At 54.1% G+C, this 13,037-nt stretch carries 13 protein-coding genes; 5 read left to right on the plus strand and 8 right to left on the minus strand.

The window, feature by feature from the left end:
* Positions 1–192: 192 nt before the first annotated feature.
* From U740_RS10380 to U740_RS10390, 3 genes are read right to left on the minus strand one after another with little or no spacing between them, the layout of a single operon-like run.
* A complete protein-coding gene (locus U740_RS10380; protein ID WP_152556827.1) occupies positions 193–1,443 on the minus strand; it encodes a hypothetical protein in 1,251 nt (416 codons plus the stop codon).
* Positions 1,359–2,876 (minus strand): MBOAT family O-acyltransferase, encoded by a 1,518-nt coding sequence (locus tag U740_RS10385; RefSeq protein WP_036860621.1) that lies wholly within the window; start codon positions 2,874–2,876, stop codon positions 1,359–1,361. Before U740_RS10385 ends, U740_RS10380 begins: the two co-directional genes overlap by 85 nt.
* Positions 2,877–2,888: 12 nt before the next feature.
* Entirely contained in the window at positions 2,889–3,713 is an 825-nt protein-coding gene (locus tag U740_RS10390; protein WP_036860622.1) for a methyltransferase domain-containing protein, read from the minus strand.
* Between the two features lie 251 nt (positions 3,714–3,964).
* On the opposite strand from U740_RS10390, the gene U740_RS10395 reads away from it, so the two are divergent.
* Positions 3,965–6,370: an acyl-CoA dehydrogenase gene (locus tag U740_RS10395; protein WP_036860623.1), complete on the plus strand. Its 2,406-nt coding sequence runs from the start codon at positions 3,965–3,967 to the stop codon at positions 6,368–6,370.
* Positions 6,371–6,520: 150 nt separating this feature from the next.
* Here the strand turns inward: U740_RS10395 and U740_RS10400 are convergent, their stop codons facing one another.
* From U740_RS10400 to U740_RS10415, 4 genes are read right to left on the minus strand one after another with little or no spacing between them, the layout of a single operon-like run.
* Positions 6,521–7,309 carry an SDR family NAD(P)-dependent oxidoreductase gene (locus tag U740_RS10400; protein WP_051921445.1) on the minus strand — a complete coding sequence of 263 codons (789 nt, stop codon included), beginning with the start codon at positions 7,307–7,309 and terminating at the stop codon, positions 6,521–6,523.
* A gap of 58 nt (positions 7,310–7,367) precedes the next feature.
* Entirely contained in the window at positions 7,368–7,934 is a 567-nt protein-coding gene (locus tag U740_RS10405; RefSeq protein ID WP_051921447.1) for a DUF3833 domain-containing protein, read from the minus strand.
* Positions 7,935–7,948: 14 nt separating this feature from the next.
* The gene (locus U740_RS10410; RefSeq protein ID WP_152556828.1) at positions 7,949–8,452 is read right to left on the minus strand and encodes a chalcone isomerase family protein; all 504 of its coding nucleotides are present in this window, start codon (positions 8,450–8,452) and stop codon (positions 7,949–7,951) included.
* Positions 8,439–8,957: a DUF2878 domain-containing protein gene (locus U740_RS10415; protein WP_160172071.1), complete on the minus strand. Its 519-nt coding sequence runs from the start codon at positions 8,955–8,957 to the stop codon at positions 8,439–8,441. The genes U740_RS10410 and U740_RS10415 overlap by 14 nt, the downstream gene beginning before the upstream one ends.
* A 127-nt stretch (positions 8,958–9,084) precedes the next feature.
* Here U740_RS10415 and U740_RS10420 point away from each other — a divergent pair, with 127 nt between their 5' ends.
* Genes U740_RS10420 through U740_RS10435 form a run of 4 tightly spaced genes read left to right on the plus strand, consistent with a single transcriptional unit; the run spans position 9,085 to position 11,502 of the window.
* Positions 9,085–9,390 (plus strand): hypothetical protein, encoded by a 306-nt coding sequence (locus U740_RS10420; protein WP_051921453.1) that lies wholly within the window; start codon positions 9,085–9,087, stop codon positions 9,388–9,390.
* 13 nt (positions 9,391–9,403) lie between these two features.
* Complete coding sequence (locus tag U740_RS10425; RefSeq protein ID WP_456107055.1) at positions 9,404–9,988, plus strand: glutathione peroxidase; 585 nt, start codon at positions 9,404–9,406, stop codon at positions 9,986–9,988.
* Between the two features lie 52 nt (positions 9,989–10,040).
* Positions 10,041–11,033, plus strand: coding sequence for an NAD(P)/FAD-dependent oxidoreductase (locus tag U740_RS10430; RefSeq protein WP_036860624.1), 993 nt, complete (start codon positions 10,041–10,043; stop codon positions 11,031–11,033).
* A gap of 10 nt (positions 11,034–11,043) precedes the next feature.
* A complete protein-coding gene (locus U740_RS10435) occupies positions 11,044–11,502 on the plus strand; it encodes a thiol-disulfide oxidoreductase DCC family protein (protein WP_051921455.1) in 459 nt (152 codons plus the stop codon).
* 57 nt (positions 11,503–11,559) lie between these two features.
* Here U740_RS10435 and U740_RS10440 read toward each other — a convergent pair whose 3' ends face one another.
* A complete protein-coding gene (locus U740_RS10440; RefSeq protein WP_036860626.1) occupies positions 11,560–12,975 on the minus strand; it encodes a cryptochrome/photolyase family protein in 1,416 nt (471 codons plus the stop codon).
* Positions 12,976–13,037: the final 62 nt, after the last annotated feature.

Raw genomic sequence — 13,037 nt, forward strand, 5'->3', positions numbered from 1 at the left:
GGTGGAAATACTGCCCGCCACCTCTGTGGTCTCGTTCAATGTAACTCAACCGCACTGGGTCCTCTGGTCGGGACCCTCAAAACGCCAGCCGTCGTTGATCGCCACTCAATATAGAAGCGGTAAATTCATTTCTCGCACCTGGATTGGCGTTTTTAGTCACAACAGATGCAACAAATAAGCTGTGGGTGGACCCTAGTGAATTAAATCGCTGATTTCCTTTACCAACCCCGGCTGACTGCGTACCAGCGCGTTCAGATTGTTTCGCTCCTCGCCCAGCCACCCGGCGATATTTTCAGCAGTAAGATTTTTGCCAAATCCATCATGACTGTCGTCGTTGCTCCACAGGCGGTCGATGACCATCCGCCCCATTTGATGATTGTAATGACTCGATTCCCAATACCATTGCATTCGATGCTGTTTATCGCCCGGCTCGGGAAATGGCTCACTGGTGTAGGGGGAAATCGTCGAAAAATCCGTCAGTGTCACCCGGCAGCCTTTTTTCTGATGCTGACTGACCATGTCCGTGAGCTGCGTTTTCCAGTTAAAAAACAGACCGAGATGGCCCACTTCCCGGATCAGCAGAAGCTGCCGGATATGTATGGGGGAAATGAACAGTCTGACCTCGGTATTTTTCAGGCAGCCAGTGGCAAGCAGTGCATCCAGTGCCACCACCCTCTCCACATAAACCTCTGGATCAAACCTTGAATAACGGCGGGCCAAATGTGCCTCGACCTTGCGCGTCATCCGTCGATGGCCGGATGCCTCCAGTTTCTCCAGCATGGTCTCTGGATTTGCACCACCATTGAGGGTCGTATTGTGGGCCCTGAGCATCACTTTGGAAGAAGCGAGAAAAGCGTTTTTTGACCAGAGTGCAGCTGCCAGTTTTTTTAACCAGAGCGGGAAATTACCGTCTGAATCGAGCCAGTACCCCGGTGTGGAGCTACCAACAGGTTCTTTGCCGCGCAGGAATTGCCCCAAATCCAGACCGATCACCAGGTGACGCACGGCATGGTCTTCAAGAACAATCCGTATATAGCGATCCAGCTCGTCAAAACGCGCACCGGGCAAACCGAGATTCAGTATCATGCCCAACCGCTCTGATAGGTGCCGATCATCTACAGCGAAGCCACGTTTGACTCTTGAGTTTCCGGCTATGAGGGTATCCGGTCGATAGGTGTCGATCGATAAATCGTATGCTGTTCGATCATCTCCCCAGACACGCTCTCCCAAAAAAGTGCCGACATACACGTCGTGGTTGCGAAAATAACCCAATGGATCAAGCGCAAAGTTGAGTGCGGCACCAAGTAGAAAAATCGCCGCCAGCGAACAGAAAAAATAACGGAGGAAAGTATTCATGGTCAGAATTGGTAGTAGATAAAGCGACTGGTTCCGCTCATGAAAATCAGTGCGGAACACAACAAGGCTGCCATGATAATCGCCCATCGACGACTCAGGCCAAACACCTGATGCCGAAACCAGGGCAACAGATCCGGTGCGGTTTTTTCGGGACTCGAGGCGCGCTGGTCCAGCGCTGTCCAGTGCCGGGCAAACAGGCGTCGAGTGCTGGGCATCCCCCACACAATCAGCAGCATCAGGACTAGGTTGATTAAAACCCAGCGGTCAAATGTGCGATCAATATGCTGATAAAGCGCAGTAATATCACCGGCGAAAATGGTTTGAACAGCAACCATCATCTGCTCATACATACCGAATGCCACCTGCAGATCACTCGAACGAAACAACACACCGAGCAGTACCGTCACCAGGAATGTCAGCAACATCGAAAACCATGGGAACCCCCTTTTCCGGTAAGATAATCCAAGTTTTCCAGCAATGACCCCACGGTAGTGTACCCCCAGCATCAGCAGGCTTTGCAGTGCACCCCAGACGATAAATGTCGCACCGAGACCATGCCAGAAACCCGACACCAGTGTCGTCACCGCCAGGGCACCCACATGCCCGACCTTAAACGTCTTGGCCCGGGCCAGGGGGAAGAACACATACTGGCGCATAAAAGCGCCAAACGAAATATGCCAGCGTCGCCAATAATCAAAACGGTTCACTGCCCGGTACGGGGCATCGAAATTGATGGGCAGGTTGATATTGAGCATCCGGGCAAGACCAATCGCCATATCCGAATAGGCAGAAAAATCAAAGTAAATCTGGAGCGTAAAACCCAGGGCCGCAACCCAGGCATCGATCGGCGCAATGCTTTCACCCTGGGCAATGCTCCCGTATACGCCATCGACAAATGGCGCAATGCTGTCTGCCAGCACCACTTTTTTGAAAAGGCCAACAATAAAAATACACATTCCCAGAGAGAAGTTATCCGGGTTCCAGCGAAACAACCCGGCCTTTCTGAACTGGGGCTGAAGTTCGCGGTAATGAACAATCGGACCCATGATTAACTGCGGAAAAAACGTGATAAAAAGCACGTATTCGAGTGCACTGCCTTCCGTAAGTTTGCCTTTGTAGGTGTCCACCAGAAAAGCAATTTGCTGGAAGGTAATAAAAGATATCCCAAGGGGTATCAGAATATGGTGGGTCGTACTGAAAGCTGCGCCGTTGCCACCAAAAACAGCAATGACCAGTTTGAAATAAAACAGTAGCGCCACATTGGCCAGTACTGCAATCCATAGGCACAGTCGCCGGTAACGGGGCAGTTTACGGATGAGCAGCGCAGCAAGATAATTAAATAACAGGGACGCCAGCAACAGCCAGAGGTAGGACAGCTCCCAGCTGGCATAAAAAATCAGCGAAGCGACAACCAGCCAGAGCAACCCTCCAGTACGCCCGGCAAGTTGCCCCACGCCATAAAAACCGGCCAACACCAGTGGCAGGAAAACCAGCAGGAAAAGATAGGAGTTGAACAACATTGTGGCCGGGCTCTAATCAATGGGCCGGCGATAGAACAGAAAGCAGGTGTGATAGGTCGCCTGAATTTCGCGACTACCGGGTTTTTGATAGAGCGCTTCGTAGTAGTGGGGCATATCCCTGAGCACAGTCCGCGGAATCGGTCGCTGGCCCGCCTGGGAGTTCACTGCCCCGGCATCTTTAATGGACTGTAAAAACGTCCTGACATCGGCAAAGTGGGCAAGAATATCCCGCTCGACCAACTCGGCCTCCGGCAGTAACTGGCGGAGATAATCGACAGACTTCATCGGCACTACGTGATTTTGAACAGCGAGCTGGTTTTTCTGATAGGCACAGTTAAATGCATCTGCCAACTCACAGAAGGTGCGCTCCGCGAAGGTGCCCAGCGCCAGGAATCCGCCTGGAGCAAGTACCGAACACATTCTCTCGATAGCCTTATCGAGGTGAACAAACCATTGCACCGTTGCATTCGAGACGATCAGATCAAACCGTCTGTTCAGTGATTGCAGATACTCTTCAGCGTCGACAACAAGGTAGTCAGGCCCCGACACCTGTTTCGCAGCATGGTCGATCATCTCCCGTGAAATATCGATGGCTGTTATATTCGCTGAGGGAAACAGGGCTTTGAGCGCCCTGGTCAACCGACCGGTGCCGCAACCCACTTCAAGAATTTCCTGAACATTCACATTGGGCTGCTCACTGCGGATTTTGTCCAGCAGGCATTGTCCCATGACTTGCTGAACGGGCGTCGCGGCCTCATAACTCTCCGCACGGGAGCCAAAACGATTGGCCAGTGCTCTCTTATCGAGTTCGAGGTGTGTGTGTTTGATCGCAGACAAGGGTGACAAAAATCCTGTTTTATCGATGGTCGCAGTCAGCTCCGGGAGCTCGAGCCGGAACTCAATGGTGATCCATTGCTGTGAGATGCTCTCTCACCTGCGCCAAATCACTGCAGGTCAGAAAATCCAGACTATCCTAGACGATCATGATGATACAACAACCACTGGGCGAGAGGCACGGAATCGTCTAAGGTTGCAATCATTGGTATGCAAGAAGGCCTCATGAGCCTGCCGAAAAGGGTGGAAAGACTATGTTGTTATCACTGTTGCTGTTTATCGGTTTACTCACAGCTGTATTTTATTACCGCCCGCCATTGCAAACCGGCTCCCTGTTTATGGTGGTCGGCACCATTTTGCTGACAATCTACTGCAGTGGTATGTGGCTGATATTGTTAGTGACGATCGGTGTATCCATCCTCCTCAATCATCCCCGGTGGCGTCAGCAATTGCTGATTAAACCGATGTATCACATGCTGCGAAAGTCCATGCCCACCATCAGCAAAACCGAGCAGGAAGCTCTGGAAGCTGGCACCACCTGGTGGGAAAAAGAGCTGTTCAGTGGCAGGCCGGACTGGCATCAGTTTGCTGCGATCGCCCTGCCCCGGCTCAGTGAGCGGGAACAACAATTCCTCGACAATGAAGTGGTGGAGCTTTGCCAGCTTATCGACGAGTGGGAGGTCCATCAGCGACAGGATCTCTCGCCGGAAGTCTGGGACTATCTGAGGCAACACGGCTTTTTCGGTCTGATCATCCCGGAGGAGTTTGGCGGGCTGGATTTCAGCCCTTATGCCCAGAGCCGCATCATGAGCAAAATTGCCAGCTGTTCGCCCACGGCCGCGGTCACTGCCATGGTGCCAAATTCACTGGGGCCAGGCGAACTGCTGGTAAAATACGGCACAGAAGAACAGAAACAGCGCTGGTTGCCAGGCCTTGCCAACGGCACAGAACTCCCCTGCTTCGGCCTGACGGGCCCGGAAGCCGGATCAGATGCGGGCTCGATTCCGGATCTCGGTATTGTCTGCAAAGGGCAACATAACGGCGAGGAAGTACTCGGTCTCAGCCTGACTTTCAGCAAGCGCTGGATCACTCTGGCACCGGTGGCGACAGCAATTGGCCTCGCCTTCAAACTGCGGGATCCGGACGGTTTGCTAGGCGACCCGGACACCGTGGAATACGGCATTACCTGTGCCCTGTTGCCCGCCGATCACCCCGGAGTCGAGATTGGTCGCCGCCACAATCCGGGGGCCCCGTTCATGAACGGGCCTATTAGCGGCACTGACGTGTTTATTCCCATCGACTGGATTATCGGCGGTGCTGAAATGGCCGGTAAAGGCTGGCGGATGCTGATCGAATGTCTGGGCGCAGGACGTGGCGTATCCCTGCCGGCATTGGCGACTGCCAGCGGTGAAATGTGCTACCTCACAGTCGGGGCCTTTGCCCGGATCCGCCGCCAGTTCAATATGGAAATCGGCAAATTCGAAGGCGTTCAGGAGGCCACCGCCGAAATTGCCGCAGGGGCTTATACACTGGAAGCAATGCGGCAGATGGTAACCCGGGGGCTGGCGGATGGCGCGCCCTCGGTACTGACCGCCATGGCCAAACTTCATGCCACTGAGCGGATGCGGCAGATCGTCAATCAGGCCATGGACGTGGTGGGTGGCCGAGCCATTCAATTGGGACCGCGCAATTTTCTCGGCTCAATGTACCACTCGGTACCGGTGGCCATCACTGTGGAGGGCGCCAATATTCTGACCCGCTCCCTGATGATTTTTGGCCAGGGTGCCATGCGTTGCCATCCTTATCTCTATGCCGAATTAAAAACGTTGCAACATGGCGATGAGCAAGCGGGACTGGCAGAGTTTGATCCCCTTTTCAGGCAACATCTGGGACACATTTTCAGCAATATCGCACGGCTCAAGCTGTATGGCGTCACCGCGGCACGCTTCAGCCCGGTGCCCGACGACGCCTCTGATTTCAGTCGTCGCTGGTATCAGCGCATCAACCATCTGAGCGTAGCTCTGGCCAGTTGCTCCGACGTAGCTCTGGGTATACTCGGCGGGGATATCAAGCGGCGAGAGCTATTGTCCGCCCGCCTTGGCGACGTCCACAGCGAGCTGTTTATTGCCTGCAGTGTCCTCAAGTACCACGATGCCAATCAACAGAACGATGCTACAGAAGCACACGCCCGTTATGCGGTGCAGCGCTCCCTGTTCAGGGCCCAACAGGCGTTGCTGTCATTTTGTGATAACTTCCCTCTGCGGTGGCTCGGCAAAATTCTGGCATTCACCTGCTTTCCTTTGGGGCGTATTCACCGGGCCCCGGATGATCATCAGATTCGCCGACTCGGCGGCCTGATCATGGAGCCAAACTCCGTGCGACAGACACTGAGCCAATTCGTGTATCTCAACGAAGATCCACTGGATCCTGTGGGGCGGGTTGAATCCACCTATCAGGCATTGCTCAAAATAGACAAACCCTGGCAGGCATTTGTTCGTGCACGCAACAAGGGGCTTCTGCAACATCCTGATAATCTGGATCTGGCACTGGCCAGCGCAGCTGAGCAGGGCATCATCGTTGCTGCTGATATCGAGCCGATTAAAGCCTACGACAAACAGCGTTATGACTGCCTGCTGACAGATCACTTTGAAGCGCTATAGACGGGGTTGAGAGCCAGAGTAACAACCGATGGTGACAGCTGCAGTGTTTCAGTGCCGGCCATGATCCGCCGGCCTGCCCTGCAGCGGCTGCAATCCGGACGATCTTTAAGTCAGCCAGGCCTCTCGATCAAGCGGGCTTCAACACAGGATTCATAGGGTTTTTTGGGTCGCCCGGCGCATCAGTGACAAGTAAAACCGATTGGGCAGCAGACGCAGCAATTTCATCCAGAACACAAATCGCCGTGGGAAAGCAATCTCGAAGCGACTGGACAGCAGCCCCCGATAAATGGCCTCAGCGGCATCGTCCACCTCCATCAGTGCGGGCATCTGAAAGGTGTTTTTATCGGTCAACGGTGTTCGGACAAAACCGGGGTTGATCACCTGCAATCGCACCCCGGTGCCGTGTAAATCCATGTACAGCGATTCGCACAGACTGATCAGCGCCGCCTTGCTGGCACAGTAAGCCGCCGCCGTCGGCAGGCCCCGGTAGCCCGCGACGGAGGCCATCACAGCAATGTGGCCTTTTCGGCCCGCAAGGTAACGATGCAGTACCGGATCAAGGCAGTTGATCGTACCCTGAAGGTTGATATCCAACAGTCTCCGACAGCGCTGCGCAGAAAAGGCCTCTGCACTGGCGGGGTCGTGGGTCCCCGCGTTCAATACCACCAGTTCCGGAAACCGTTGTTCTCTGTCCCAGCGTTCAAACAGAGCGGCTATTTCGGCGGGGCGACGGATATCCAGGGGAACCGGAATAAATTTCCCGGGCGCAGAGACCAGCGATGACTGCAGCTGGTTTAGCTCGTCGAGATTCCGGGCAGAACCATAGACCGTTGCGCCACGCTCACAGAGCAAGCGTGCCAGTGCCGCACCGATACCCCGCCCTGCACCGGTAATCCATATACAGTGCCAGGGTATTTGCATTTCCTGTTTAACATTCATGATCGTCTTTACCGTCTCAAAAATAATGCTCTAAATGACAATCCAGTAAAATGACACCCTAGGACTGACAGGCTGGCCAGGCATCATTGGCGGGTTGATCAGATTCACGGCGAATGTAAAGCGTGATCTCACCCACGGGGATACCAAATTTGCTCATGGTGGCGCGGTTGATCAAATTGTTCTCATCCACCAGATAGAGCCAGTCATTCAGCTTGATGTGGCGCACCTTGCCGTTGACAGGAATTTCCAGAACATATTGCCAGTTCATCGCATTGCCCTCGGTAGTGCCTGATGCCTGACCCACCACATCACCGGCCGTACCGGTATATTGATTGCCGGTTTTGGTGAGTCGCCAGCAGCGGGTTTGCTGTTCACCGTCATTGAAGAAAAATTGTTCGTCCAGAACCCCTTCCCCATCCTGCCAGGAGGCATTGATTTCCGCCCTGAAACGGCGAATTACCTTGCCGCGAAAATCCTGAACCATGCCATAGGCCACCAGATGGCCGTTGAAGAATTTGTCCAGGTGCAGCTCCGGCGTTTCATGCTGGTAATCCGTGATCGTGGAGGAGCAACCTGCCAATAACAGGCCAGCGAGACAAATACTTTTTGATACATTGCGGACCATTAAAAACTCCTCTTTCAGCGTTCTCCCCGAAGTTTTCGGGTCAGTTTTGGGTAGGCACTGTCGTCTGCCAACCAGATATTCAAAAAGGCTTTGACAAACACAGGATCATCCACGGAACCGATGTATTGACCGTTGTGATGAAAATGACCCCGGTCCTCCGGATCCATATAAAAAGTCAGTTCATCGCCCTCTGCCAGGTTTGGCCACATATTGGCCAGGTGCGTCATCCATCGATCCAGTTGCTCGTCCGGCAAATCGCCGATCTGTTTGCGGGTTTCACTCACCAGTCTGGTGTTACTGATATCCCGTCGGTAGGTGAGCCTCAGCATCAGAGGCCCCTGTAATTTCTCGTAGCGTCCGGTGACACTGTATAGCTCGGCCCGGTAGACCTTCATAAAAAAGACCCGAAGCTCTGCATGGCCGACAGACTGCAACCGGTCCGGCACGGGCACGGCCTGTACTGAAACAACAAAGAACGACAAAAATATCGATAGCAGTGCCCTACTAAACCTGTACACGATCACCTCCCAGCCGGTCTGCCAGCGACATCAGTGCGGGAAACAAAGCCATCCAGACAACCGCCAGAAGTATCAGGGAAGGAACCACAGCAAAACCGAAATCTGCCGCCCCGAGATTAATCGCCGCCCAGTAGGTCAGTGCCCCGGCCACTGATCCGGTGGCTGCGGAGAGTAGGTGGCGCCTGGAGAAAAACCGCAGGCATTGACGCAGGGTGGCGGCAAAGCCCAGCCACAGCAGCACCAGCCAGACCGGGGGCCAGGGGCTACCCTGATTGAAAACGAACACACCGCCGAGGGTAAGCAGACCATCAACCGTAAAGCCCAATATCGCACACACCAGTAATACACGAATCTCCCGTAGAGGCTGACTGTGAAAAGCGATATGCAGCACCAGTAGTAACAAAACTACTGGAACTGCACTATTGCCCAATAACACAGACAACCACCAGATGAGCTGAAAACCGGTGAGATTGATCCAGAAACACTCGGAAATGCCAGAAAACAAGGTTTGAACTCCCGCTGTAATGTAACTGTTACGATTTACCACTACAGTCAGATCATCGGTCACTGATCCAGGCAACCAGACAGCGCGTATTGATCAGAGACAACAGCACCATCAACAGGTGGCAATAATGACAATCAAGCTTTTGAAGCGATTACGGAAAATGCGGCAATTGGATACCGTCCGGTTTATCCGGAACGCCTGTGCCCCCATGGTGCTTCAGGTGGCCTTTTTTGATAATGGGCAATTGCGAAAGCAACTGATCAGGACCCGCGAGGGAGGGGTGGTGACCTGCCGCCATTTGGGTGAGGCCTATGAGCTTTGCCGCTCCGCTGGCGTGCACCGCGCTGAACTGGTGCAGATTGTCAGCCACGATGAAGCCTGCGCCGGTGACAGTTCAGTCGCGACAGGACCCACTATGTCGCTGATATTTTAGGAGGCATCCATCCTTGAACAAACTTGTCCTGGTAATGACCACTTTTCTGTTAATCCTCTGCGTCAATATCGCCGTGGCGGAGGAAGTAATAACGATAGACACTGACACCCAACAGGCCAACTGCATGAATATTTACCAGTTTACTGTGCCGGATTTGATTGATGAAAAACCAGTGGACTTTTGCAAGGCCTACGCCGGCAAGGTGCTGATCATTGTGAATACCGCCAGCAAGTGTGGGTTTACCGGACAGTATGAGGGACTGGAAGCACTTTATCGTGAATTCGGCGATCAGGGCCTGGTAGTGCTGGGCTTTCCGTCCAATCAGTTTGGCAATCAGGAGCCGGGAACAGCTGAGGAAATTCAGAATTTCTGCCGTGTCACCTATGGTGTGCAATTTCCGATGTTCGCCAAGACCCGCGTACGTAAGGGTGATGCCGATCCTCTCTGGACCTACCTTGGTGACACATCGGGCACCTATCCGAAATGGAATTTCTACAAGTACCTGATCAACCGCGAAGGCGAAGTAATCGATGTGTTCAGCAGTGTCACCTCACCGGAGAGCCGGCGGTTTCGCAAAGCTGTCAAGGCACTTCTTTGAATTGAACCGATAACATTCACCAGAACCGGAGCACGTCAAGTTGACGATACCAATGAGACATCAGAGCATTGCCGTGGTCGGTGCCGGTCTGGCTGGAACCACCTTGACCGAGCGCTTACTGGAGGTGGGTTATCAGGTTACAGTCTACGAGAAAAGTCGTGGCACAGGGGGCCGTCAGGCCAGTAGTGGCCTTTCAGAAGCAATCGTGGACCTCGGCGCACCCTGGTTTGAACCCCTTTCGGACAAGTTCAGGAACTGGCTGGAAGATCGACCCGAAATACAGCGATTCTCTCCATCCCACAAGGACTTTACCGGTCTGGAGCTGGATCCTATTTCGGTGTATCTGGCAGCACCAAAACAGACCACCCTGACACGCAACCTGCTGGGTAGCGCAGTATTCTGTTCTTCAACCCGGGTGGGCAAATTGCATCCCGGCTCGGAAGGCGTCGCCGTCGAAAGCGATGCCGGCCAACTGCTGAATACCCATCAGGCTGTGATTGTCACAACACCGGCACCCCAGGCCGAACCGCTACTGGCCACAATACCCCGCTTTGCCGAAGTGGCAAGATCTGCAGAATCGATACCTACATGGGTGGTGGCTCTGGGTTTACGTCAGAAGACCAAAAAATCGGTTGATCTTTTCAGCGGCAGACACCCGCTGTTGGCGAGGGCCATCTGCAACAGCAGCAAACCCGGGCGTAGCGCCGGGCCATTTGCTGAAACCTGGCTGCTGGAAGCCAACCCACAGTGGAGCGAAGTTCATCAAGCGTTCGCTCCAAAACAGGTGGGCGCCGAGCTGATTAAAGCCTTCCAATCCATCATGGAGGAGCCTCTGGAGATTGCCGCACTGCGCACCCACCGTTGGCTATACGCCAGGCACGGGTCTGCTGACTCCGCCGACTATCTGTGGTGCCCGAAAAACAGGATTGGTGTCTGCTCGGACTGGCTGGCTACTAGTACCGGCAGCGAAGGGGCATGGCTGAGCGCCAATTATCTGGCCGACAAACTGCTCACCAGCCTTAAAACTGTTTCCATCAATCTCTAGGCGTACCAGGATGACGAATAAAGCAGCTTTGGCCGATACAAAAATCGGGAATACCTTCCCTTTGGCGCTGAACAAACCGGGCAAGGTGATTGTCTTCTACGATGGCAACTGCCCCCTCTGCCAAAAAGAAATACACCATTACATCAGGCGGGATCATACCGGTCAGCTTGTCTGGGATGACATTTCAAAGGGCACCGAGCTCCTCGATGAGTTCGGCATCACACTGGACGAAGCCATGCGCCGGTTTCATGTAATCGACAGGGCCGGCAACGTGACCCGGGGGGCCGAGGCATTCCTCGCCCTGTGGCACGCTCTACCTGTTTATCAGCATCTGGCCCGAACCGTTGAATACCTTCACCTGACGCCGCTACTGGGTTGGGCCTACGAACATTTTGCAAGGAGACGGTACCGCCGTGCCTGTCAAAGGGGGTTCGGCAATAGTTGCGCGATCGACACAAAAAAATCCTGATGGGCTGCGCTGCCAATCTGTTAAAACGGGACACGCTGGTAGAACAGGACCGAACAACTACTGCCGTTGGTAGTCCGCAAGGCTGGCAGCCCTGGCCTTACTGTAATCGATGATGGGCGCGGGTCGCCCGACTTTAGCGGCAAATGCCGGGTCGTGTCGCTGCATGCCCTTCAGTTCCTTGAGTTCAGGCAACCAGTGCGCCACGTAGTCACCTTTTGGATCGAACCGCTCGGCCTGGCGCATGGGGCTGAAAATACGGAAGTACGGTGCGGCATCCGCTCCCACCGATGCACTCCATTGCCAACCACCCAGGTTGGAAGCAAAGTCCCCGTCTATCAGGTGATTCATAAAGAAACAGGCGCCCTTCCGCCAATCCTGCCGTAACAGCTTGGTCAGAAAAGAGGCGGTGATCATGCGCAGGCGATTGTGCATCCAGCCCGTCGCCAGCAGCTGTTTCATGCCCGCATCGACAATTGGAAAACCGGTTTCGCCCTGACACCAGGCAGCAAATAACCGATCATCGTCCAGCCAGCGGATACGGGATTCAACCTCGGGTCTGAAGGGTTGCCAGCGATTCATGTCCGGGAAATGCATCAGCAGATGGCGGTAAAACTCACGCCAGATAATTTCGGTCACCCACTGGTTGTCCAGCCAGCTCGTGCTTTCTGACGCGGCCGCCAGTGCCGCCAGACACTGGCGCGGAGAAATCACACCACAACTGAGATAGGGGGATAGTGTCGAGGTGCCGTCCAGCGAGGGGAAATCCCGGTCAGCGGCATAGTCCTCTACGCGAATCGAAACAAAATCCGTCAATCGAGTATGAGCAGATTCTGTGCCCGCTGGCCATAGCGACGGAATCCAGTGGCTGCCATTATTGATCGCATAATCCACCCTGTCGGGAATCACATCGGCGACCAAACCGTTCGGTAAAGGCGGCGAAGATTGTACCGGAGGTGCCGGCAGTGGCACAGGGTGCTGCTCGGTAAAAAGGCTTCGCCAGACTTTGCTGAAAGGTGTGAATACCCGAAATGGCAGGCCCTGGCCGTTCATAACTTTTCCCGGGGCAAATACCAGATCACCGTGCAGGCCGTAAACCGGAATATCGGCTTCGCGAAATCTGGCGACGACCTGTTTATCGCGAAGATTTTCATTCAGGCAATACTCACGATTGAGATAAAGGCCATCACAGTGAAGTTGCTCGGCGAGTGATAACAACTTTCCTGGCAGGTCGGCAAAGCTATCCACATGGACCAACTTGAGCGGAATCCCCAGCGCCGTCAGTTGTTGCTGAAGATCCCGCAAGTTGGCCAACCAGAATTCCACTTTCGCCGGGGACTCATCGTGACTGGCCCACTGCGAGGGGCAGATGGTCGCCACAGCGAGTACGCCCTGACCGGCGGCATCGTCACAGGCCCGGAACAGCGCAGGGTTATCAACTATGCGAAGGTCGTTGCGGAACCAGACGAGTTTCACTGAGGGTTTCCTTGTCGCCAATTCTGTGGAACAGTTTGTAAAGACTGGCAAGTCAAGCCATT

Source organism: Porticoccus hydrocarbonoclasticus MCTG13d, assembly GCF_000744735.1.
GTDB classification, from domain to species: domain Bacteria; phylum Pseudomonadota; class Gammaproteobacteria; order Pseudomonadales; family Porticoccaceae; genus Porticoccus; species Porticoccus hydrocarbonoclasticus.

Excerpts from the sequence above, each read along its gene's own strand:
- U740_RS10380 (WP_152556827.1), bottom strand. The coding sequence starts at position 1,443 with ATGGGCGATTATCATGGCAGCCTTGTTGTGTTCCGCACTGATTTTCAT.
- U740_RS10385 (WP_036860621.1), bottom strand. The coding sequence starts at position 2,876 with ATGTTGTTCAACTCCTATCTTTTCCTGCTGGTTTTCCTGCCACTGGTG.
- U740_RS10395 (WP_036860623.1), top strand. The coding sequence starts at position 3,965 with ATGTTGTTATCACTGTTGCTGTTTATCGGTTTACTCACAGCTGTATTT.
- U740_RS10400 (WP_051921445.1), bottom strand. The coding sequence starts at position 7,309 with ATGAATGTTAAACAGGAAATGCAAATACCCTGGCACTGTATATGGATT.
- U740_RS10405 (WP_051921447.1), bottom strand. The coding sequence starts at position 7,934 with ATGGTCCGCAATGTATCAAAAAGTATTTGTCTCGCTGGCCTGTTATTG.
- U740_RS10420 (WP_051921453.1), top strand. The coding sequence starts at position 9,085 with ATGACAATCAAGCTTTTGAAGCGATTACGGAAAATGCGGCAATTGGAT.
- U740_RS10430 (WP_036860624.1), top strand. The coding sequence starts at position 10,041 with ATGAGACATCAGAGCATTGCCGTGGTCGGTGCCGGTCTGGCTGGAACC.
- U740_RS10435 (WP_051921455.1), top strand. The coding sequence starts at position 11,044 with ATGACGAATAAAGCAGCTTTGGCCGATACAAAAATCGGGAATACCTTC.